The organism is Streptomyces roseoviridis (genome assembly GCF_039535235.1).
GTDB classification, from domain to species: domain Bacteria; phylum Actinomycetota; class Actinomycetes; order Streptomycetales; family Streptomycetaceae; genus Streptomyces; species Streptomyces roseoviridis.
On record NZ_BAAAWU010000001.1, the window covers coordinates 4,371,076 to 4,393,152 of the forward strand.

Genomic DNA, 22,077 nt, shown 5'->3' on the forward strand with positions numbered 1-22,077 from the left:
CGGAAACGCCGAAAGCGCCCCACCATGAGGTGGGGCGCAACGGGGACCGCTCAGTAGCGGTAGTGGTCGGGCTTGTAGGGGCCGTCGACGGGGACGCCGATGTAGGCGGCTTGTTCGGGGCGGAGGGTGGTGAGGGTGACGCCGAGGGCGTCGAGGTGGAGGCGGGCGACCTTTTCGTCGAGGTGCTTGGGGAGGGTGTGGACGCCGATGGGGTACTGGTCGGTCTTGGTGTAGAGCTCGATCTGGGCCAGGGTCTGGTCGGCGAAGGAGTTCGACATGACGAAGGACGGGTGGCCGGTGGCGTTGCCGAGGTTGAGCAGGCGGCCTTCGGACAGGACGATGACGGTCTTGCCGTCGGGGAAGGTCCAGGTGTGGACCTGGGGTTTGACCTCGTCCTTGACGATGCCGGGGACGGCGGCGAGGCCGGCCATGTCGATCTCGTTGTCGAAGTGGCCGATGTTCCCGACGATGGCCTGGTGCTTCATCCTGGCGATGTCGGCGGCCATGATGATGTCCTTGTTGCCGGTGGTGGTGATGAAGATGTCGGCGGTCTCGACGACTTCGTCGAGGGTGGTGACCTGGTAGCCGTCCATGGCTGCCTGGAGGGCGCAGATGGGGTCGATCTCGGTGACGATGACGCGGGCGCCCTGGCCGCGCAGTGATTCGGCGCAGCCCTTGCCGACGTCGCCGTAGCCGCAGACGACGGCGGTCTTGCCGCCGATGAGGGTGTCGGTGGCGCGGTTGATGCCGTCGATGAGGGAGTGGCGGCAGCCGTATTTGTTGTCGAACTTGGACTTGGTGACGGCGTCGTTGACGTTGATGGCGGGGAAGAGGAGTGCGCCGTCGCGGTGCATTTCGTAGAGGCGGTGGACGCCGGTGGTGGTCTCCTCGGTGACGCCGCGGATGCCGGCGGCCAGGGCTGTCCAGTCCAGGGTGGTGGTTTCGAGGAGGGAGCGGACGACGGCGAGTTCCTCGTTGGCGGCTTCGGGCAGGGCGCCGGTCTTCTGGTGTTCGACGCCTTTGTGGACGAGGAGGGTGGCGTCGCCGCCGTCGTCGAGGATCATGTTGGGTCCGTCGGCGCCGGGCCAGGTCAGGGCCTGTTCGGTGCACCACCAGTATTCCTCCAGGGTTTCGCCTTTCCAGGCGAAGACGGGGATGCCGGCGGCGGCGATCGCGGCGGCGGCGTGGTCCTGGGTGGAGTAGATGTTGCAGGACACCCAGCGGACCTGTGCGCCCAGGGCGACGAGGGTTTCGATGAGGACGGCGGTCTGGACGGTCATGTGGAGGGAGCCGGTGATCCGGGCGCCCGCGAGGGGCTGGGAGGCGGCGTACTCGCGGCGGATCGCCATCAGGCCCGGCATCTCGTGCTCGGCCAGCGTGATCTCCTTACGGCCGAACTCCGCCAGACCGATGTCGGCAACCTTGAAGTCGGTGAAGTCAGCGTTCGGCTGAGAGGACATGCTCGGTGCTCCTCGTGCTGTGGGTGGTGGGAATGGCGCTGCCGGTGTTGTGCGTGCTGAGAGCGCTGTGGACGTTCTGGATGTTCTGGTGGATCTCGAGGGTCGCGAGGGACTTGTTGAGCGTGATGTAGTGCAGGCCCGGCGCGCCCTCGGCGAGCAGCCGCTCGGCCATGAGGGTGGCGTGCTCGACGCCGATGCGGTGCCCGTCGCGCGGGTTGTCGCGGGCCGCTTCCAGCCGGTGCGCCAGGTCCTCGGGGAAACTGGCGCCGCTGAGTTCGGCGAACCGGCTGATCTGCCGCACGTCGGTGGCGGGCATGATCTCCGGGATGATCGGGGTGTCGCAGCCGGCCACGTCGACCCGGTCCCGCAGCCGGAGGTAGTCCTCCGGGTCGAAGAACATCTGCGTGATCGCGTAGTCCGCGCCCGCCCGGCACTTCGCGATGAAGTGCCGGATGTCGCTCTCCCAGTCGGGGGAGCGGGGATGACGCTCGGGGAAGGCCGCCACGCCGATCCCGAAGTCGCCCAGCTCACGGACCAGGGACACCAGTTCGTGGGCGTGGGTGAAGCCCTCCGGGTGGGGGATCCAGGGGGCGTTCGGATCGCCCGGCGGGTCACCGCGCAGGGCGAGCACGTCCCGGACGCCCGCGTCCGCGTACTGGCCGATGATGTGGCGCAGTTCGGCCACCGAGTGGCCGACGGCCGTGAGGTGGGCGACTGGGCGCAGGGTCGTCTCGGACGCGATGCGCTTGGTCACCTCGACCGTACGGTCCCGGGACGAGCCGCCCGCGCCGTACGTCACCGAGACGAACGTCGGCGACAGCGCCTCGATCCGCCGGATCGCGTCCCACAGGGTCTGTTCGCCCTTGTCGGTCTTCGGCGGGAAGAACTCGAAGGAGAAGGAACGGGTCCCGCTCGCGAGGACGTCGCGCACGGTGGTCATCGGCGGCCTCCTGCGTTGAAGTAGCTGGCCTCGGGGTGGTGGACGACGAAGGCGTCCGTGGACTGCTCGGGGTGCAGCTGGTACTCCTCCGACAACACGACGCCGATCCGCTCGGGCTTGAGGAGACCGGCGATCTTGGCGCGGTCCTCCAGGTCGGGGCAGGCGGGGTAGCCGAGGGAGTAGCGGCAGCCCTGGTACTCGGTGCGCAGCATGCCCTCGATGCCGGACGGGTCGGATCCGGCGATGCCCCACTCGGCGCGGACCCGGCCGTGCCAGTACTCCGCCAGGGCCTCGGCCAACTGCACGGACAGGCCGTGGAGTTCGAGGTAGTCGCGGTAGGAGTCGGCGGCGAACAGCTTCGCCGTCTCCTCCCCGATCCTGGATCCGACGGTGACCATCTGCAGGGCCAGGACATCGGTCTCGCCGGAGTCCTCGGGGCGGAAGAAGTCGGCGAGACACAGGCGGCGGCCGCGCTCCTGGCGGGGGAAGGTGAAGCGGGTCCGCTCGCCTCCGTCCTCGTCCAGGACGATCAGATCCTCGCCCTTGGACACACAGGGGAAGTAGCCGTAGACCACGGCCGCTTCCAGGAGGTGGCCTGTCTGGAGCCGGTCCAGCCACATGCGCAGCCGCGGCCGGCCCTCCGACTCGATGGTCTCCTTGTCCTTCAGCCCCCACTGGCCCTTGAACAGGGCGCCCTCGTCCAGCCAGGACGCGTACTCCGCCAGCTGGATGCCCTTGACGACCCGCGTCCCGAGGAACGGCGGGGTGGGTACGGGGTTGTCCACCGCCACATCCGACCGGCCGCCGGGCTCCGGCTCCCGCACCACCTCCAGCAGCGGGGTCTCCCGCTTCGGCACCCGGCGCTGCTTCAGCTCCGGCAGGCTCGCCCCCGGCACCCCCCGCTTGACCGCCATCAGCGCGTCCATCAGGCGCAGGCCCTCGAAGGCGTCGCGGGCGTAGCGGACCTCGCCCTGGTAGATCTCGTGGAGGTCCTGCTCCACATACGCCCTGGTCAGAGCCGCACCACCGAGGATCACCGGATACTTCTCCGCAAGCCCCCGGCCGTTCAGCTCCTCCAGGTTCTCCTTCATGATCACGGTGGACTTCACCAGGAGGCCGGACATGCCGATGACGTCGGCGCGGTGTCCCTCGGCCGCGTCGAGGATCGCGGAGACGGGCTGCTTGATCCCGAGGTTGACCACGTTGTAGCCGTTGTTGGAGAGGATGATGTCGACGAGGTTCTTGCCGATGTCGTGCACGTCGCCGCGCACCGTGGCGAGGACGATGGTGCCCTTGCCCTCGTCGTCGGACTTCTCCATGTGGGGTTCGAGGTAGGCCACGGCCGTCTTCATGACCTCCGCGGACTGGAGCACGAACGGCAGCTGCATCTGCCCGGAGCCGAACAGCTCACCGACGACCTTCATCCCGTCGAGGAGGGTGTTGTTGACGATGTCGAGGGCGGGCGTGGTGGTCAGGGCCTCGTCGAGGTCGGCCTCCAGGCCGTTCTTCTCGCCGTCGATGATCCGCCGCTTCAGCCGCTCCTCCAGCGGCAGCGCGGCCAGCTCCTCGGCCTTGCCGGCCTTCAGCGACTTCGTCGTCGCGCCCTCGAACAGGGCCATCAGCTTCTGCAGCGGGTCATAACCCTCCCGCCGCCGGTCGTAGATCAGATCCAGCGCGGTCTGCACCTGCTCCTCGTCGAACCGCGCGATCGGCAGGATCTTCGAGGCGTGCACGATCGCCGAGTCCAGCCCCGCCTTCACGCACTCGTCGAGGAAGACGGAGTTCAGCAGGATCCGGGCGGCCGGGTTCAGGCCGAAGGAGATGTTCGACAGACCGAGCGTGGTCTGCACGTCGGGGTGGCGCCGCTTCAGCTCGCGGATCGCCTCGATCGTCGCGATGCCGTCCCTGCGGGACTCCTCCTGACCCGTACAGATGGTGAAGGTGAGGGTGTCGATGAGGATGTCGGACTCGTTGATGCCCCAGTTGCCGGTCAGGTCGGCGATCAGCCGCTCGGCGATGGCGACCTTCGTCTCGACCGTGCGGGCCTGGCCCTCCTCGTCGATCGTCAGGGCGATCAGCGCCGCGCCGTGCTCCTTGGCCAGCGCGGTGACCTTCGCGAACCGCGACTCCGGCCCGTCACCGTCCTCGTAGTTGACCGAGTTGATCACCGCCCGGCCGCCCAGCTTCTCCAGACCGGCCTGGATGACATCGACCTCGGTGGAGTCCAGCACGATCGGCAGCGTCGACGCCGTCGCGAACCGGCCCGCCAGCTCCGCCATGTCCGCCACACCGTCACGACCGACGTAATCGACGCACAGGTCCAGCATGTGCGCGCCCTCGCGGATCTGGTCCCGGGCCATCTCCACACAGTCGTCCCAGCGGCCCTCCAGCATCGCCTCACGGAACTTCTTCGACCCGTTCGCGTTCGTCCGCTCACCGATCGCCATGTAGGAGGTGTCCTGCCGGAACGGCACCGTCTGGTACAACGACGCAGCACCCGGCTCCGGACGCGGCTCCCGCACCGGCGGCACAAGGCCCCGCACCCGCTCCACCACCTGCCGCAGGTGCTCCGGCGTCGTACCGCAGCACCCACCCACCAACGACAGCCCGTAGTCCCGGACGAACGCCTCCTGTGCGTCGGCCAGTTCGGCCGGGGAGAGCGGATAGTGCGCGCCCTCGGACGTCAGCACCGGCAGGCCCGCGTTCGGCATCACCGACAGCGGGACCCGCGCGTGCTTCGACAGATAGCGCAGGTGCTCGGCCATCTCCGCCGGCCCCGTCGCGCAGTTCAGACCGATCATGTCGATGCCCAGCGGCTCCAGGGCCGTGAGCGCCGCACCGATCTCCGAACCGAGCAGCATCGTGCCCGTCGTCTCCACCGTGACGGAGCACATGAGGGGGACGTCGACGCCCAGGGCGTCCAGGGCCCGGCGGGCGCCGATGATCGACGCCTTCGTCTGGAGGAGGTCCTGGGTGGTCTCCACGAGCAGGGCGTCGGCGCCACCGGTGAGGAGACCCTCGGCGTTCTGCTGGTAGGCGTCGCGCAGCGGCTCGTAGGTGACGTGCCCGAGGGTGGGCAGCTTCGTGCCGGGGCCCATCGAGCCGAGCACCCACCGCTGCTGACCCGTCTTCCGCGTGAACTCGTCGGCGACCTCGCGGGCGATCCGGGCGCCGGCCTCCGACAGTTCGAAGACCCGCTCCGGGATGTCGTACTCGCCGAGGGCGGCGAGGTTGGCGCCGAAGGTGTTGGTCTCCACGCAGTCCACGCCGACGGAGAAGTACTCCTCGTGCACGGAGCGGACGATGTCCGGGCGGGTGACGTTCAGGATCTCGTTGCAGCCCTCCAGCTGCTGGAAGTCGTCCAGGGAGGGGTCCTGCGCCTGGAGCATGGTGCCCATGGCGCCGTCGGCCACCACGACGCGGGTGGCGAGTGCCTCGCGGAGGTCGGTCATGAGGTGCCGTCCAGGGGTTTCGGGGAGGTGGGCTCGTCGGGTGCTCCCGGGGCTTCCCGGGCGGTCAGGGCGGCCAGCGCCGGGGCGAGGCCGTCGGCCGCGGCGGCGCCGTACGCGCGCCCGGCGGTCGTCAGGAGCTCGTGCGGGTCGAGCGGGTACGCCTGAGAACCGACCGCCGACAGGGCCGACGACGCCACCACGCAGCCCAGCCGGGCGGCGGCCGGCAGCGGCAGCCCGTGGCTGAGGGCGGCGAGGAAGCCGGCCCGGAAGGCGTCGCCCACCCCGGTGGGGTCGGTGATCGTGGCGTCGGGGACGGCGGCGACGTGGAGCGGGTCGTGACCGGCGCGTTCGACGCGCACGCCGTCGCCGCCCAGGGTGGTGACCCAGGCGCCGACCCGCGCGAGGACGTCGCCGCGGTCCCAGCCGGTGCGTTCGAGGAGCAGGGCGGCCTCGTACTCGTTGGTGAACAGCCAGCGGGCGCCGTCCACCAGGTCGCGCACCTGGGGGCCGTCGAGGCGGGCGAGCTGCTGCGAGGGGTCGGCGGCGAAGGGCAGGCCGAGGTCCCGGCACTCGCGCGTGTGGCGGAGCATCGCCTCGGGGTCGTTCGGGCCGACCAGGACGAGGTCGGGGCGCGGGCGCCCGTAGAGGACACCGGCCAGGTCGATGTCGCGGGCCTCCTGCATGGCACCGGCGTAGAACGCGGCGATCTGGTTGGCGTCCTCGTCGGTGATGCACATGAACCGGGCGGTGCCGCGCTCGGCGGAGACGTGGACGGCGCCGGTGTCCACGCCGTGCTCCTTGAGCCACACCTCGTACTCGGCGAAGTCGGCGCCGACCGCGCCCACGAGCAGCGGGTCGAGGCCGAGGCGGCCGAGGCCGAAGGAGATGTTGGCCGCGACCCCGCCCCGGCGCACCTCCAGCGCGTCGACCAGGAAGGACAGGGACACATGGGCGAGCTGGTCGGGGATGAGCTGGTCCGCGAACCGCCCGGGGAAGACCATCAGATGGTCCGTGGCAATGGATCCTGTCACCGCGATACGCACATGAACTCCTGAACTCCTGCACTCCGGTGTCGGGTGGCCGGTGTCGGGTGGCCGGCACCGGCCGGACGGCGTCGGCCGGGCGGTGCCGGCCACCCTGGGGTGATTCCTCGGTCGGTCGGGCGGGCGGAGCCCGGCTAGCGGCTCGCGGCGGCCTTGAGGGCTTCGGCGCGGTCGGTGCGCTCCCAGGTGAAGTCGGGGAGCTCGCGGCCGAAGTGCCCGTAGGCGGCGGTGGCGGCGTAGATGGGGCGCTTGAGGTCGAGGTCGCGGATGATCGCGGCCGGCCGCAGGTCGAAGACCTGGTCGATGGCCTGCTCGATCCGTTCCTGGGCGACGGTTCCGGTGCCGAAGGTCTCGACGAAGAGGCCGACCGGCTCGGCCTTGCCGATGGCGTAGGCGACCTGGACCTCGCAGCGCCTCGCGAGCCCGGCGGCGACGACGTTCTTGGCCACCCAGCGCATGGCGTACGCGGCGGAGCGGTCGACCTTCGACGGGTCCTTGCCGGAGAAGGCGCCGCCGCCGTGGCGGGCGTAACCGCCGTAGGTGTCGATGATGATCTTGCGGCCGGTGAGGCCGGCGTCGCCCATCGGGCCGCCGATCTCGAAGCGGCCGGTGGGGTTCACGAGCAGGCGGTAGCCCTCGGTCTCCAGCTTGATGCCGTCCTCGGCGAGCTGGGCGAGGACGTGCTCGACGACGTGCTCGCGGACGTCGGGGACGAGCAGGCCGTCGAGGTCGATGCCCGAGGCGTGCTGGGACGACACGACGACGGTGTCCAGGCGGACCGGGTGGCTGCCCAGGTACTCGATGGTGACCTGGGTCTTGCCGTCGGGGCGCAGGTACGGGACGGTGCCGTTCTTGCGGACCTCGGTGAGGCGGCGGGAGAGCCGGTGCGCGAGCTCGATCGGCAGCGGCATCAGGGTGGGCGTCTCGTCGGTGGCGTAGCCGAACATGATGCCCTGGTCACCGGCGCCCTGGGCGGCGAGCTCGTCGCCCGCGCCCTCGACCCGGGACTCGTACGCGGTGTCGACGCCCTGCGCGATGTCCGGCGACTGGGCGCCGATGGACACCGACACACCGCAGGAGGCGCCGTCGAAGCCCTTCGCCGAGGAGTCGTAGCCGATCTCGAGGATCTTCTCGCGGACGAGGGTGGCGATGTCCGCGTACGCGGCCGTGGTGACCTCGCCGGCGATGTGGACCTGACCGGTGGTGATCAGGGTCTCCACGGCGACGCGCGAGGCCGGGTCCTGGGCGAGCAGGGCGTCCAGGATCGTGTCGCTGATCTGGTCGGCGATCTTGTCGGGGTGGCCCTCGGTCACGGACTCCGAGGTGAACAGACGGCGGGACATGTCTCTCCAGGAAGGTGGGTGGGTCGGCGGATCAGTGGGGTGCGCGGGGGACGCGGGAGCCGGGCGGTGCGGCCGCGGCTCAGTCGGTGCCGCGGAAGATGCACGGGTCCGGGGACTCGTGGTCCTCCCCGGCGAGCAGCGCGGGCCGTACGACGTCGAGGGCGGGGACGGGGTCGTCCGCCGCCGGGACGGGGTGCGCGGCTCCGGCCGGGGTGGCCGCGTGCCCGTACGACGCCACGGCCCGGGAAGCACCTGACGGCACGCGGTGGTGTCCGCCTGCCGGAACGGGGGCGGGGTCGTGCCCCGGGAGGCCGGCGTCCCCGGTGCCCGGGGCCCGGCCGTGCTCGGCTCCGGCGCCGTCGCCGGCGTCGCCGGCCCGCGGCCCGGCGTGCTCGGTGTTCTCGCGGGTGTGTGGCGTCTCAAGCGTGTCGATGCTCATCTCTGCCCGTCTCTCGGTGGCTTCGGTGGCTTCGGTGGCTTCGGCGGCTTCCGTGTGCGGTGGCTCCGGTCGGGAGTCACGGCACGGGGACGGGCGGGCTCACCGGCCGTGCGGCGGGCCGCTGGGCGGGTGCCGCGTCCCGGGCGAGCAGGCAGTCCTCCAGGAAGCCGAGGGCCTTGAGGTGGTAGGTGCGCGCCGCCCAGCCGAGGCTCAGGTTGTGCCCGGCGTCCGGCTGGTGGGCGATCACGGTCTTCGGCGCGGCCAGCGGGCGGCGCAGGGCGTCCAGCGCGTCGTCGTCGAACAGCCACCACTGCTCCTGCTCGGCGAAGGTGAAGCGGACCGGGATCCGCACCCGCCGCGCGATCGCCGGGTACATGGCGGGCCACAAGGGCCCCTCGCGCGCCTCCAGTTCCGGCACGGGCGAGACCAGGTGCCGGCCCTGCCGGAACGCGTCCGGCGGGTAGAGCCGCAGCGAGCCCCAGTGGCGGCGCCAGTCGCCGTGCCCGTTCTGCCCCGGGAGCTGGTCCGTGCGGACGGCGAGGCGGCTGCCGAGGCCGGAAATGTCCAGGCCGAGGAGGGCCTGCCCGCGTTCCTCGGCGGCGGCGGCCAGGGCGAGCTTGCCGCCGTTGGAATGGGCCACCACGAAGAGGCCCGCGCCGGTGTCGTGGCGGGCGGCGAAGTCGGCCAGGCCGTCGTGCAGCGTGGCCGCCTGTTCCGCCAGGGCCTGGCCGCGCGGCAGCCAGGTGGCCGAACTGCCGTAGCCGGGGCGGTCGACGGCCAGGACCGTGTAGCCGAGGTCGGCGCCGAGGGAGAGCAGCGAGAGGCCGGGGCGGGCCCGGCTGTCGAAGTAGCCCGCCCGCATGCCGCCTCCGTGCACCGCGACCACGACGGCCCTCGGCCGGCCGGAAGACGGCTCGGCGATCAGTCCCGACAAGGGGATCCCGTCGGCGTCCAGGGTGATCTCGCGGGTCCCGGAGGCATCGGCGTTCAGCGGTTGTGGGGACATGGGATCAACAACTCCGGGCGGTAGGAGGTCTCCGGATGCCGTCACCGCCCTCATTTCCTGACGGTGGCCAGGCACCAGGTGAGACGGCGGCGCACCAGGCGGCGCACCAGGTGGTGGACGGGGACGCCGGGCTCACCGGGATGCGGCGGCGCCGGGCGGGCCCGGTCGTACGCGGAGGCGCCCGGGGCACCGCCCGGCGGCGCGCTCACGTCGGGCGACCGCATCAGCGGCGGGCGTCGTCGCGCCAGCTGCGCGGCGTGCCGGTGCGGGTACGCCGTTCGAGCCGGCGCCAGCGCGCCGTGCGGCGGACGGGGGCGTGGTCGGCGGGCTCGTCCGCGGCCGGTGCCGTCCCGGCGAGGGCGGCGGTGCGGGCGAGCAGCACGGCGGTGAGGGCGGCGAGTTCGACCGCGTCGGGGTTGCCCTTCTCGACGCGCAGGAAGGTGTTCGCGGCGTGCGCCGTGTCCGTCGTGTCGGCCGGCTCCGTGGAAGGTGGCATGGACGTCGTCTCCGTGGTCGTAGGAACGGATCGGGAAACGCGAACGCCGCGCGGGCTCACCGGTCCGTGGCGGGGGAATCCAGGAGGACCGGCGAGCTCGCGCGGCGAGCTCGGGTGGTGCGGTGGTGCCGTTGTGCGGTGGTGCCGTTGTGCGGTGGTGCCGTTGTGCGGTTGTCGGGCCACGGCACACCACGGCGCGGGTGCCGTGGTGTGCCGTGACGGTTCCGTCGCGCCGTTGCGGTCAGGCGGCCGTGGGGCCGAGCGTGCCGACGAAGCGGCCGGTGAAGAGGTCCTGGCCCTTGTACTGGGAGACCATCTCGGCCGGGGCGACGAACGGGCCCTCGGGCGAGGGGAGCTGGCCGACGCCGCCCTTGGTGCCGAGCGGCAGCAGGATCATCGGGAAGCCCAGCGGCTGGTAGGTCTCCGTCGGCTCCTCGCCCTTGATCTGGGCGATGATGTTCTTGGCGACGACCTCGGCGTGCTGCATCGCGTAGCCGGCCATCTTGGCCTCGGCGACGTCGGTGATGTCGCCGACCGCGTAGACGTGGTCGTGACCCTTGACGTTGAGCTTCTCGGTGACGGGGACCTGGCCCTGCGCGTTGAGGGCGGTGAGCTTGCCGTCGGCGAGGTAGTCGTTGTTGGTCGTGGTGCCGTAGGCGCGGTACCAGACGTCGGCGGTGATCTCGTCGCCGGCGGTGGTGGTGACCGTGAAGGAACCGGCCTGGCCGGACTGGGTGCCGGGCTCGGCCGTCAGGCCGGTGCCGAGGCGGACCTCGACGCCCAGCTCGCCGAGCTGCTTGTGCAGGTCCTCGACGACCTCGGGCTTGAAGCCGGGGAGCAGCTCGGTGGCCGGGTCGACGATGGTGACCTGCTTGGCCGGCCAGACCTCCTTGATCTCGCCGGCGAGCTCGAGGCCGACCGGGCCGGCGCCGAGGATGAGGACGCGGTCGGCCTGGAGCAGCTCCTTGTGGGAGGTGCGGAAGTCCTCCAGCGCCTCGGAGACGTGGGGGGCCGCCGGGTTGGCCGGGTACGGGTAGCTGGAGCCGGTGGCGAGGACGACGTAGTCGGCGGCGACGTGCTCGCCCGAGGCCAGGGTGACACCGGTGGGGTCGACCGACACGGCGCGGTCCTGGATCACCTTGCCCTGGGTGACCAGCGTCTTGAACGGGAAGAACATGTTGGGCGCCCACTCGGGCTGGGTGAGGGCACGCAGCGACCCGGCCACGTTGGCGAAGGCGTCACGCGGGTCGATCAGGACGACCTCGGCCTCGTTCTCCAGGGCCTTGGCAACCGCGGCGCCCCCGTAGCCTCCGCCGACAACAGCGACCTTACGACTCATGATTCACGCTCCACAAACCAATGAAACTGCGACGGGTTCTGATGAAAGACGCTAGTGGTTCGCACTACGAACCACAACACACAAGAAGTCCAAGAACTACAGATCTTTGTTAAGAAAGAGAAGTTCCTGCTACGAACTTTCGATATTCGCGTGCTACGCTGTGCGCGTGGCCAAGCGTGATGACGACGGCAGGATGGGGCTGGCGGCCGCACTGGTGCGGTCCTCGTTCCTGGTGCATGCCGTATATGCCCAGGCGAGCCGTGAGCACGGTCTCACGCCGCAGCAGGGCCAATTGCTGTGCGTATTGATGGCGCAGCCGTACGGCATGGGCGAACTCTGCTCGATGCTCGGCCTCGCCAAATCCAGCCTGACCGGCCTGGTGGACCGCACGGAGAACAACGGCCTGGTGCGGCGTGAGCCCGATCCGCGCGACAGCCGTGCGGTGAGGGTGGCGCTCACCTCCCGGGGCGCCCGGCTCACCGACCGGTTCTACACCGACGCCTGCCGGCGCATCGAGGAGCTGCCGGCCGGCCTCGACCCGGCCGACCGGGACGTGCTCACCGGACTGCTCGCCCGGGTCGTCCTGGACAACGACGGCCCCGTGGTCTTCGTGGAACCGGACCACGGAGCCGCCACCGCCCGCGGCTGAAGGACCCGCACGCCCCCCGCCGCCCCTCGCCCGGGAGCCCGCACGCCCCCGGGCCGCCCGGCCTCACGCCGTACGCCGTACGCCTGCCGCGGACGCGGCTCAGGCCGCGAGCAGACCCTGCGTGTACGCGAGCGCGGCCGGCTCGAACTGCAGGGCCGCGTGCGAACCCGCCGCGTGGACGTCGCGCCAGATCCGCTGCATCGGGTGGGCCGCCGCCTGCCCGCGCGTCCCGGTCACCCGGAACAGCCGGTCCACCGCGCCGACCAGGATCTCCACCGCCAGCGTGGCGTCACGGTGGCTGCGGAAGGCCGCACCGTCCTCGGCGAGCCCGCCCCCGTCGGCGGTCTCGGCGACCCGCGCGAGCAGCAGCGCCGCCGCGTCGATCTCGCCCGCCGCGCGGGTGTAGGCGATCCGGGCCGAGTTCTGGGCCGCCGCACGCGCCCCGCTCGGCTGCCGGCCGAGGTGCTCCGCCACCAGCCGCAGGGCGGCGCGGGCCGCGCCGAGGATCGGCGCCGCGAAGGTGAGGCCGTTCACCGCGAACAGCGGCGCCGCGTGCACCGCCGACCCGGTCTCCGACGGCAGCACGCCCTGCCGCATGTCGTCCCAGACGAACGACCGGTACTCCGGTACGAACGCCCGCTCCACCAGCAGGGTGTGGCTGCCGGTGGCCCGCATGCCCAGCGTCGACCAGGACACCTCGTGCGTGAACGAGTCCTTCGGCACCGCGAACACCCGGATCGAGCGGTCGCCCTCGCGCGGCGGCGCCGAACTGAGCAGCGCCCAGTCGGCGAACTCGACACCGCTGACGTACAGCCACGTGCCCGACAGCTCCCAGCCGCCGTCCACCGGCTCCGCCTCCACACCCGCCGCGACCATGGAGCTCACCAGCCGGGTGTCCGGGCCCTTGGCCCACACCTCCTGCCGTCCCTCGTCCGGCAGGAAGGCGCTGAAGCGCCCGTTGTACGCCCACAGGGAGGCGAGCCAGGCGGCGGACGTGCAGCCCTCGCCGATCGCGGCGACGGCCCGCGTCACGGCCTCGAAGGTCGCCGTGGCCGACGGGAAGCCGTCCGGCCGGACCGGCGCGAAGGCGGCGGCGAAACCCGCCGCGCCCAGCGCGTCGACCGTACCGTCGGCGAGCCGCCCCGAGGTGTCGGCCTCCGCCGCCCCGCGCCCGGCCGTGCGGGCCGCCGCCCGAAGCGCCTCGGCCTCGTGCCACCCGGCCCGGTCCTGCCCGCTGTTCACACGCGCTCCCTGATGTACTCGATCTCGCTGAAGTGGAGCTCGACGGTGACGCCGTCGAGCCCGTCGATCGCCGACGGCTCCTTCGGCCGGGCGAGGAAGGCGCGGAAGCTGTCCTCGTCCTCCCACTGGGCGAGCTTGACGACGTGCTCGCCGTCCAGCCCGCGGTGCACGGCGTGCGACACGTAGCCGGCGGTGGTCGCCAGCTCCGGCGGGTCGTACGTCATCTCCTTGAGCACGGTCTCCTGGTCCTCCGGCGCCGACCTGACCACGATCACCACCGTGAACAGGGGCCGGTCCAGGGAGATGTGGGGCTCGGGACGCCAGGTGTGGACGACCTCGCAGGGGATGTTGTCCAGGCGGGAGACGTTCAGGGCGCTGCCGAGCCGCCCCTGGGTGGCGCGCTCGCTCATGAAGGCGTCGTACGCCTCCTTGCTCTCCCACTGCGCGTAGTTGACCACCGAGCGGCCGTCGAGGCCGCGGTGGAAGTTGCCCGAGATCAGGCCGGGCTGGACGTTCGCCGGCGGCAGGCTCCGCCACTGGTCGAACAGCACCTTCTGCCCCTCGGGGCCGTCGGTGTGGAAGATGTTGAACAGCGTGAAGTAGCCGTCCTCCACCCTGATGGAACTCATGGGATCTCCCTGGTCTCAGGCGGCGTACGGGCGCGACGTGCGGGCGTCCTTGAGGGCGGACGCCCACCACTGGAGCTTTTCGAGCATGACCTTGGCGGGGACGGCGGCGTCCGGCGCGCGCAGCACGCCGTCCTCGCCGATGTGCTGCCACACGCCGTGGAAGCTGACGGTGTCCCGGATCGTGGCGGCGTGCAGCTCCGCGAAGACCAGGCGCAGCTGCTCGACGGCCCGCAGCCCGCCGGACAGGCCGCCGTAGGAGACGAAGGCGACCGGCTTGGCCTGCCACTCGGCGCGGTGCCAGTCGATCAGGTTCTTCATCGGGGCGGTGAAGCTGTGGTTGTACTCGGGGGTGATCACGACGAACGCGTCGGCCGAGCCCAGGCGTTCGGCGACGGAGGCGAGCAGCTCGGCGGACCCGGTGTCGCCGGGTTCCCGCGTCAGCGAGAGCGGCAGTTCCACGTCGGCCAGGTCGAGGACGTCGACGTCGTACATCGCGCAGGACTCGGCCTCCTCGACGAACCAGCGCGCGACGGCCGGACCGGTGCGGCCCACGCGGGACGAACCGATGATCACGGCAAGGCGCAGTGTTTCCTCGGACATGTTTTTCCTTCCTGTGAGCCGGAACCAGATACGGCGAGGGGTACGGGAGCACGGGTGCGGGGCGCGAGGGGCCGCGCCCCGCACCCGTGGGGACGGTCCGACGTCAGGGACGACGGCCGCCGTGGCGGATCGCCTGCATCTGGGCCACCCACACGTCGGCGTCGTCGGCCCGCTGGCGGAAGGATTCGGCCGAGCCCTGGTGCGTGAAGACGTGGATCCGGTTCTCCTCGATGGCCTCGATCGCGGCCTTGGCGACCTGCTCGGGCTCGAGGACCTCGGAGACCTCCTTCAGCTTCGCCAACTGCTCGTTGCTGCTGACGCTGGCGGTCAGCATCGGGGTGTTGACCGCCTGCGGCATCAGGCACGAGACGCCCAGGCCGCGGTGCCCGTACTCGACGGCGAGGTACTCGGCGAAGGCGACGGCGCCCATCTTGGCGACCGAGTACGGTGCCGCGCCGAACGCGGTGAGGACCCCGCAGGCGGCGATCGTCTGCACCAGGTGACCCCGGCCGGCCTCCAGCATCGCCGGGACGACGGCCCGGGCCGCCCACACGTGCGACATCATGTTGACGTCGAGGGCGCGCTTCCACTCCTCGTCGGAGGCGTCGAAGCCGCCCGTCACGGTCAGGCCCGCGTTGGACACGAAGATGTCGACCGAGCCGAAGTGCTCCCGGCTGCGGTCGACGAGCTCGCGGATCGACGCCTCGTCGGCGACGTCCGCCGGCACCGCGAGCGCCTTGGCGCCGATGCCGGCGGCCACCCGCTCGGCGCCCGCGGCGTCGATGTCGGAGACCACGACCCCCTTGGCGCCGGCGGCGACCAGGGCTTCCGCGATGGCCTTGCCGATGCCGCTGGCGGCTCCGGTGACGACCGCGACACTGCCTTCGACCTTCATGTCACAGGCTCCCGAACGGGTTGGTGATCACGTAACGCCACTCGCCCCTGGCGTTCTTCTTCAGGACGTCGAGGCCCCGTCCGGTGCCGGTCATCTCGGGCTTCGAGGGGACCTCGATGCTCCAGTCGACGACGAGCGCGGCGGTGTCGCCGGCGACGTAGCTCTCGGCGACCTTCGCCGACAGCTGCGGCTCCAGCTTCAGGAACTCGGTCACGGCGGCGCGGTGTTCGGCGCCGCTGACGGCCTTGCCCGGCTCCCACACGGCCGCGGCGCCCGGCGCGTACACCGCCATGATCGCGTCGATGTCGCGGGCGGCGTAGGCGTCCAGGTAGCGCTGGTTCATCTCGGCGGGGTCGGCGGGCTCGGCGGCCGGCCCGGGGGTGCCGGTGAGGTGCAGCTGGCGCACCTCCAGCTCCTTGGCCAGGTAGGCGTCCCGGCCGGCCAGGAACTCCTTCATGTACGGCTGCGCGAGGTGGGCCGCCAGGTCCTTGCGGGTCGCCCAGATCTCGTAGAACACGAAGAGGTTCGGGTCCTCGGCGTCCTGGTTGATCCAACTGCCCAGACAGCCCTGCTCGCCGCGCGAGCGCTCGGCGAAGGAGACGAGCAGCGCGCCCAGTTCCTCCGCCTTCTCCGGCTTGGCGTGGGCGAAGCCCACCGCCGACTGGATCTCGTTCTGCATGATGTCGGGCTCCTCAGCCGAGAAGGGTGCCGCCGGTGGCGTCGACGAACGAACCGGTCATCCAGCGGGCCTCGTCGGAGGCGACGAACGCGACGATGTCGGCGACCTCCTCCACCGTGCCGACCCGGTTGAAGGTCGAAAGGGCGGACATCTGCTTGAGGGCCTCGGGGTCCTGGAAGACCGGGTCGCCGTTGTCGGTGACGCCCGGGGCGACGGTGTTGATGGTGATGTTGCGGGGCGCGAGCACCGGGGCCATGTGCAGGGTGATCTGCTCCAGGGCGCCCTTGCTCATCGCGTACGCGATCTGGATCGGGAACGCGGAGTGGGTGACGCCGGAGGAGACGTTGACGATGTGGCCGCCGTCCGGGATCAGCTCCAGGGCCTTCTGGATGAGCAGGAACGGCGCCTTGGCGTTGATGTTGTAGCAGTTGTCGAGGATCTCCTCGGTGACCGAGGCCGGGCCCGCGCCGGCGAAGCCGGTGGCCGCGGCGTTGTTCACCAGGATGTCCAGCCGGTCCGAGCCGGTCAGCTCGACCAGACCGGCCCTGGTGCCGTCGAGGAGCCGCTCGATCGCACCCGGCTGCCCGAGGCTGGCCTGCACGGTGAACGCGCGGCCCCCGGCCTCCTCGATCAGCGCCACGGTCTCCTTCGCGGCGGTCTCGTTGCCGGAGTAGTTGACGGCGACGACCGCGCCGTCCTTCGCGAGGCGCAGCGCGATGGCGCGGCCGATGCCCCGGCTGGCGCCGGTGACGAGCGCCGTCTTGTTCTCAAGCCTGCTGGTCATGGAAAACCCTTCGGAAAAGGAGTGGAAGAGGAAGTCGGTGCGGGGCGGGGACCGGAGGGCCGGCTGCCCCGGGCCGGGTCGCTAGCCGGCGTGCTTGGCGACGGCCTCGCGCACCGCCGGGGCGATCTGACCGGCCCAGCGGCCGAGGGACGCGAGGTCGGGGGTGCCGCCGCGGGGCGAGAAGAGCATGAAGCCGGACGCGCCGTGCTCGACGACGGCGCCGGTCAGCTCCTCGATCCACTGGTCGACGCTGCCGCCGAGCCAGCGGCCGTCCCGGTCGCGGGTCCGGGCCACCGGCCGGTCGGTGATCTGGCCGGGGAAGTTGAAGATCGTGCGGACCTCGCGCGGATCGCGGCCCACGGACCGGGCGGCGTCGTCGACGACCGGGCGGGAGGCGCGGTAGCGGGGGCTGAGCCAGTCCGCCGCGTGGCCGGGGATCCAGCCGTCGGCCACCCGGCCGGTGGCGGCGAGGGACTTGGGGCCCACCGACCCGGTCCACACCGGCGGCGCCGGGACGGGGGCCGGGTCGATCTGCCGGACCTGGTAGTGGCGGCCCTCGAAGGTGACCGGCGGGCCGCCGCCGGACAGCTTCTTGACGAGGACGATCGCCTCCTCGAAGGCGTCCACGGCCTGGGACGGGGTGAGCGGTTCGACGCCCATGTCGGCGATCCGCTCCCACAGCCCGCCGGCGCCCATGCCGAGCACGACCCGGCCGCCGGAGAGCGCGGACAGCGTCGTCACCGTCCGCGCCAGCATGGCGGGCGGCCGGGTCGGCAGGTTGCTGACGTTGGCGAAGCCCGCCAGGTGCCGCGTACGGCCGATGACGAAGCCGACGGTGGCGTACGCGTCCAGGCGCTGCCCCACGTAGGGGTGGTCCGACAGGGAGAAGAGGTCGAGCTTCTCCCGGTCCGCGAGTTGGGCCATCTCCAGCAGCGCGGGCGCCTCGCCGATGACGCTGTGCGCGCCGAAGCCGAAGACGACGGAGCGTGCGGACGGTGTCGTTGCCAAAGGGGTGCCCTTCACTTCTGTACGGAGGTACGGGTCACGTCCGTACGGGTCACTTCGTTCGGGTGGTGTGGAACTCGTAGCGGCGGCCCGCTCCGGCCTCGGCCTGCCCCATGTACTCCAGGAGCGGCTCGATCTCCGCCTTGATGTGGACCAGCGCCTCGGCCTCGGAGGCCCACTCGGACAGCAGGAAGATGCCGTCGTCGGCCGAGGAGACGTGGAAGTTGGCGGCGATGGCGCCGGGGTAGGCCCGGTCCTCGCCGACGGTCTCCTCCTCCTGCCCGAGGAGGCCGTCGACCCAGGCGCGGGCGGTCTCGCCGGGCCGCATCGCGAAGAAGGCGGCGGGGTAGCAGCCGACCTCGGGGAGCGGGTCGGGCAGGACGGCGGGCTGCACCCTGCGGTACAGCCGGTACGTCGCCGGGCTGCCCGGCTCGTAGCCGAGGGCGCGCCAGTCGGGACGCAGGGCGTCGTAGGCGGCGCGGACGGCCGCCTCGTCTCCGGCGTCGGCCGTCCACTGGGCGTAGACCAGCAGCGACGTGCCGTCGGTGCCGTAGAACAGGGACGCGGTCGCGAGGCCCTCGGGCCACGCGGCGGACTCCCAGTGCGCCACGACCGCGGCGCCGGCTTCCCGCAGGCGCTCGGGGTCGCCGGAGGTGACTTCCTCCACCAGGGCGGTGGTGACGTCCGGGCGGCCGATCTCCGGCCGGACGTCCGACGTGCTCGGCATCGTCGACTCCTCTTGAATGTCGGTCGGTCGGGGGCCGGGGGTCAGGCGCGCTTGCGGCCGATGACCAGGACGTCCTCGTGCAGCCCGTCCACCTCGACGGTCTCGGGCTCGAAGCCGGCCTCGCGCAGCCAGCCGTGCAGGGCGTCGGCGGAGTACTCGTGGCCGCCGCGGGACCAGACGAGCATGGTGAGACCCGCCAGGGCGCCGTGCATGGACGGCTGCTCGCCGCCCGCCATCGGGTCGTAGACGAAGACGGCGCCGCCCGGCTCCAGGGCGTCGTAGGCGCGCTTGAGGAGGGTGAGGCGGTCCTCGACGCCCCAGTTGTGCAGCACGTGGCCGAAGACGAGGACGTCGGCCTTGGGCAGGTCGTCCTTGAAGAAGTCGCCTCCGTGGAAGGTCAGGCCGGTGTCGCCGAGCCGGTCCATGTGCCGCTCGAAGGCGGACTGGAGCGGCGGCAGGTCGAAGACCGCGCCCTTCAGGTGCGGGTTGTGCTTGACGACCTCGTGCGCGAAGTTGCCGCGCGCGCCGCCGACGTCGACGAAGGAGGTGTAGCCGCTCCAGTCGATGCGGCTGAGGGCCTGCGCGATGGGGGCGCTGAGCAGGTCCATGCTGTCGAGGAAGCCGTCGGTCGCCTCGGCGTCCGCGTACAGGCTGTCGTACGGGTTGCCGGCGACGGCGGCCTGGTTCTGCGGCTTTCCGGTGCGCAGCGAGTCGGCCAGGCCGTTCCACGCCGGGTTCAGCTCCTGCTCGCAGAAGTGCAGGTAGCCGCCGAGGTAGGCGGGGCGGCCCTTGACCAGGAAGGCGTCGCTGACGGGGGCGTTGGTGAACTTCCCGCCGGACGTCTCCAGCAGGCCGAGGTGGACGAGACCGGCGAGCAGGTCGTTGGTGCCGCGCTCGACCAGGCCGAGGCGCTCGGCCAGCTCGGCGGTGGTCGCCGGGCCCTCGGCCAGCTCGGTGAACAGGTCGTACTCGACGGCCGCGAGCAGGATCCGCGACTGCCAGGAGCCGAGGATCAGGCCCATGATCGGGCCGGGGTTCACGGAGGTGTCGGGCGTGTCGACTGCCATGGTGGTGGATCTCCTTGAGGTGAGGAAGCGGAGGTGAGCAGAGGGAACGCGGGTCGTACGGGTCCCGGCGAGCGGTCCGGGGCCGGTGAACGGGGCACGGGTCAGCGCGCCCCGCGGCGGGCCAGCGCGGCCACGAGGCCGAGCGCGCCGACGGCGGTGATCAGCACCAGCGCCGGCCGCGGGCCCGTGGCGTGGGTGAGCAGCAGGGCGGCCGCCGGCAGCAGCACGGCGGCGCCGAGCTGGACCGCGGCCTGGTACAGCGACACGGCCGCACCCCGGTCCGCCGGGTCGAGACCGGCCGTCGCCTGGGTGTTCAGGGCGACGAACGCGCAGCAGAAACCGGCCTCCACGAGCAGCAGGACCGGCAGCATGCCGAGCGGATAGGAGCCGCTGTCGGGACGGGCCAGGTACAGCCCGTATCCGAGGAGCGGGAAGAGCGCGCCGAGCGTGACGAGCCGGCCGCTGCCGTGGCGGGCGATGAACCGGCCGGCGAACGGCACGGTCAGCGCGAGCGGGACGCAGGCGGGCAGCAGCGCGAGCGCGGACAGCCAGGGCGACCAGCCGAAGTCGTCCGCCATCTGGAAGACCATGACGACCAGGACGGCCTGGTAGGTGCCGTTGAGGGAGGCGGCGCCGAGCGCGGACCGCAGCAGCGGGCCCCGCTTCAGCAGCGCGAGGCTCGGCAGCCGCGCGCCCGGCCGGTGCGCCGGAGCGCCGCTGTCGGCGGCGCCACCGCCCGTACCGGCGCCGGGACCGGCCGCGGGACCGCCGTCGCCAGAGCGGGCCCCCGCATCGCCGTCACCGGGGCCGGGGCCGGCCACCGCACCGCCGCCGGCCGGAGCGCCGTCACCACCGGGACCACCGCCCTCGCGCGGCAGCACGTACGCCCCGGCGACCAGCAGCACCAGGGCCACCGGCGCCGGGAAGACGAAGACCCAGCGCCAGTCCGCCTCCAGCAGCCCGCCGGCCAGCAGCAGTCCGGCGGTGAAGCCGGCCGCGCCGAACAGCGAGTACACCGAAAGGGCCCGCCGCCGCTCGGGCCCCTCGGGGAAGAGGTCGTTGATGATGGCCAGGCCGGTCGGCGCGGTCAGCGCCGCGCAGCAGCCCTTGACGACGCGTACGGCCACGAGCAGCGCGGGCCCGCCGGCGAGGCCGCCCGCGAGGGAGGCCGCCCCGAACAGCAGCATCGCGCCCAGGTAGGCCCGGCGCCGCCCGAGCCGGGCGCACAGCACGGGGCCGAGCAGCAGCAGCGCGGCGAAGCCGAGCGCGAAGCCGCTCATCATCCACTGGGCGCCCCACGGCGTCAGACCGAACCGCGCGGCGAGCGTGGGCAGCGCGATGAGGATGACCGACACCTCGATCGCGTCGAGCAGCATGTTGCCGGAGAGCACGAGGAGCCGGGACCACTGGCGTGCGTCCCACGTCACCTCGGGCTCCGGGGCGGCTCCCGTCGGGGGGACGGCGGTCGCGGTCACCAGTCCAGCACCTGGCCCTCGGGCGTGCCGTCCTCGCCGAGGAAGGTGGCGGTCGGCCCGTCGTCGGGGAGGGTCGCGAGCAGCACGGGGATGCGGGCGCCCTGCTCGGTGGTGAGCCGGCCGTGGTGCCCGTTGATGTCGGTGGCCACGAAGCCGGGGGAGGCGGCGTTGACGAGGATTCCGGTGCCGCGCAGCTCGTTGGCGTACGCCAGGGTGACCGCGTTCAGGGCCGTCTTGGACGACGCGTACGACAGCAGCGTCACCGGGAACTCGCCCGGCGGGTGCTCCCCGGTCTGGTCGTTGTTCTCGGCGGCCGACTTCAGCGAGCCGATGGCGCTGCTGACGTTGACGATCCGGGCGGACGGCGCCTTGCGCAGCAGCGGCAGCAGGGCGTTGGTCACGGTGATCACGCCGAAGACGTTGGTCTCGTAGACCGTGCGGACCTGCTCGGCGGGGGTCTCGCTGGGCAGCTGCATGGGGCCGCCGACGCCGGCGTTGTTGACCAGGACGTGCAGCACGCCCGCCTCCTCGGCCAGCCGCTTCGCGGCGAGCGCGACGGAGTCCTCGTCCGTGACGTCGAGGTGCAGGAAGCGCACGTCGAGGCCGCCCACGGACAGGGCGGCGGCGGCCTCGCGGCCGCGCCGCTCGTCGCGGGCCCCGAGGTAGACGGTGTGGCCGCGCTCGGCGAGCTGCCGGACGATCTCGCGGCCGATCCCCTTGTTGGCTCCGGTGACGACGGCGACGCGCGCGGGGTGGGCGGACATGTAGGGCCTCTCACATGGGTGGGTGGGGTGGGGGACACGCCCG

General features: G+C 72.0%; 22 protein-coding genes. 1 reads left to right on the forward strand and 21 read right to left on the reverse strand.

The features are described from left to right. Positions 1–50: 50 nt before the first annotated feature. The 10 genes from ahcY to ABD954_RS19920 form a co-directional block, all read right to left on the reverse strand. Positions 51–1,460 carry an adenosylhomocysteinase gene (gene ahcY / locus ABD954_RS19875; RefSeq protein ID WP_345487389.1) on the reverse strand — a complete coding sequence of 470 codons (1,410 nt, stop codon included), beginning with the start codon at positions 1,458–1,460 and terminating at the stop codon, positions 51–53. Continuing rightward, positions 1,438–2,400 (reverse strand): methylenetetrahydrofolate reductase [NAD(P)H], encoded by a 963-nt coding sequence (gene metF / locus ABD954_RS19880; protein WP_345487390.1) that lies wholly within the window; start codon positions 2,398–2,400, stop codon positions 1,438–1,440. Before metF ends, ahcY begins: the two co-directional genes overlap by 23 nt. Continuing rightward, positions 2,397–5,852, reverse strand: a complete 3,456-nt coding sequence (gene metH, locus ABD954_RS19885) for a methionine synthase (protein WP_345487391.1) — start codon at positions 5,850–5,852, stop codon at positions 2,397–2,399. Before metH ends, metF begins: the two co-directional genes overlap by 4 nt. Beyond that, positions 5,849–6,895: a carbohydrate kinase family protein gene (locus ABD954_RS19890; RefSeq protein WP_345487392.1), complete on the reverse strand. Its 1,047-nt coding sequence runs from the start codon at positions 6,893–6,895 to the stop codon at positions 5,849–5,851. The genes metH and ABD954_RS19890 overlap by 4 nt, the downstream gene beginning before the upstream one ends. Positions 6,896–7,029: 134 nt before the next feature. Beyond that, positions 7,030–8,238 (reverse strand): methionine adenosyltransferase, encoded by a 1,209-nt coding sequence (gene metK, locus ABD954_RS19895; RefSeq protein ID WP_345487393.1) that lies wholly within the window; start codon positions 8,236–8,238, stop codon positions 7,030–7,032. A 79-nt stretch (positions 8,239–8,317) separates the two neighbouring features. Continuing rightward, on the reverse strand, positions 8,318–8,677 hold the full coding sequence (locus ABD954_RS19900) for a hypothetical protein (RefSeq protein WP_345487394.1): 360 nt from the start codon (positions 8,675–8,677) through the stop codon (positions 8,318–8,320). Between the two features lie 76 nt (positions 8,678–8,753). Then, entirely contained in the window at positions 8,754–9,683 is a 930-nt protein-coding gene (locus ABD954_RS19905) for an alpha/beta hydrolase (RefSeq protein ID WP_345487395.1), read from the reverse strand. Between the two features lie 50 nt (positions 9,684–9,733). After that, complete coding sequence (locus ABD954_RS19910; protein WP_345487396.1) at positions 9,734–9,892, reverse strand: hypothetical protein; 159 nt, start codon at positions 9,890–9,892, stop codon at positions 9,734–9,736. Between the two features lie 14 nt (positions 9,893–9,906). Beyond that, positions 9,907–10,179, reverse strand: a complete 273-nt coding sequence (locus ABD954_RS19915) for an acyl-CoA carboxylase epsilon subunit (RefSeq protein WP_345487397.1) — start codon at positions 10,177–10,179, stop codon at positions 9,907–9,909. A gap of 241 nt (positions 10,180–10,420) precedes the next feature. Further along, positions 10,421–11,518 (reverse strand): NAD(P)/FAD-dependent oxidoreductase, encoded by a 1,098-nt coding sequence (locus tag ABD954_RS19920; RefSeq protein WP_345487398.1) that lies wholly within the window; start codon positions 11,516–11,518, stop codon positions 10,421–10,423. 193 nt (positions 11,519–11,711) lie between these two features. Here ABD954_RS19920 and ABD954_RS19925 point away from each other — a divergent pair, with 193 nt between their 5' ends. Next, the gene (locus ABD954_RS19925; protein ID WP_345492321.1) at positions 11,712–12,167 is read left to right on the forward strand and encodes a MarR family winged helix-turn-helix transcriptional regulator; all 456 of its coding nucleotides are present in this window, start codon (positions 11,712–11,714) and stop codon (positions 12,165–12,167) included. A 99-nt stretch (positions 12,168–12,266) separates the two neighbouring features. Here ABD954_RS19925 and ABD954_RS19930 read toward each other — a convergent pair whose 3' ends face one another. The 11 genes from ABD954_RS19930 to ABD954_RS19980 form a co-directional block, all read right to left on the reverse strand. Further along, positions 12,267–13,409, reverse strand: coding sequence for an acyl-CoA dehydrogenase family protein (locus ABD954_RS19930; protein WP_345487399.1), 1,143 nt, complete (start codon positions 13,407–13,409; stop codon positions 12,267–12,269). Next, the gene (locus tag ABD954_RS19935) at positions 13,406–14,038 is read right to left on the reverse strand and encodes an antibiotic biosynthesis monooxygenase family protein (protein ID WP_345487400.1); all 633 of its coding nucleotides are present in this window, start codon (positions 14,036–14,038) and stop codon (positions 13,406–13,408) included. The genes ABD954_RS19930 and ABD954_RS19935 overlap by 4 nt, the downstream gene beginning before the upstream one ends. 15 nt (positions 14,039–14,053) lie before the next feature. Beyond that, on the reverse strand, positions 14,054–14,638 hold the full coding sequence (locus ABD954_RS19940) for an NADPH-dependent FMN reductase (RefSeq protein WP_345487401.1): 585 nt from the start codon (positions 14,636–14,638) through the stop codon (positions 14,054–14,056). Positions 14,639–14,741: 103 nt separating this feature from the next. After that, positions 14,742–15,533 (reverse strand): SDR family oxidoreductase, encoded by a 792-nt coding sequence (locus ABD954_RS19945; protein ID WP_345487402.1) that lies wholly within the window; start codon positions 15,531–15,533, stop codon positions 14,742–14,744. A gap of 1 nt (position 15,534) precedes the next feature. Continuing rightward, positions 15,535–16,212, reverse strand: a complete 678-nt coding sequence (locus ABD954_RS19950; protein ID WP_345487403.1) for an antibiotic biosynthesis monooxygenase — start codon at positions 16,210–16,212, stop codon at positions 15,535–15,537. Between the two features lie 13 nt (positions 16,213–16,225). Next, positions 16,226–16,996 (reverse strand): SDR family NAD(P)-dependent oxidoreductase, encoded by a 771-nt coding sequence (locus ABD954_RS19955; protein WP_345487404.1) that lies wholly within the window; start codon positions 16,994–16,996, stop codon positions 16,226–16,228. 81 nt (positions 16,997–17,077) lie between these two features. Then, positions 17,078–18,004 (reverse strand): LLM class flavin-dependent oxidoreductase, encoded by a 927-nt coding sequence (locus ABD954_RS19960; protein ID WP_345487405.1) that lies wholly within the window; start codon positions 18,002–18,004, stop codon positions 17,078–17,080. Between the two features lie 49 nt (positions 18,005–18,053). Next, positions 18,054–18,728 carry a hypothetical protein gene (locus ABD954_RS19965; RefSeq protein ID WP_345487406.1) on the reverse strand — a complete coding sequence of 225 codons (675 nt, stop codon included), beginning with the start codon at positions 18,726–18,728 and terminating at the stop codon, positions 18,054–18,056. Positions 18,729–18,769: 41 nt separating this feature from the next. Next, positions 18,770–19,795, reverse strand: a complete 1,026-nt coding sequence (locus ABD954_RS19970; RefSeq protein WP_345487407.1) for a methyltransferase — start codon at positions 19,793–19,795, stop codon at positions 18,770–18,772. Positions 19,796–19,896: 101 nt separating this feature from the next. Further along, positions 19,897–21,270, reverse strand: a complete 1,374-nt coding sequence (locus ABD954_RS19975) for an MFS transporter (protein WP_345487408.1) — start codon at positions 21,268–21,270, stop codon at positions 19,897–19,899. Further along, positions 21,267–22,034, reverse strand: coding sequence for an SDR family oxidoreductase (locus tag ABD954_RS19980; protein WP_345487409.1), 768 nt, complete (start codon positions 22,032–22,034; stop codon positions 21,267–21,269). The genes ABD954_RS19975 and ABD954_RS19980 overlap by 4 nt, the downstream gene beginning before the upstream one ends. Positions 22,035–22,077: the final 43 nt, after the last annotated feature.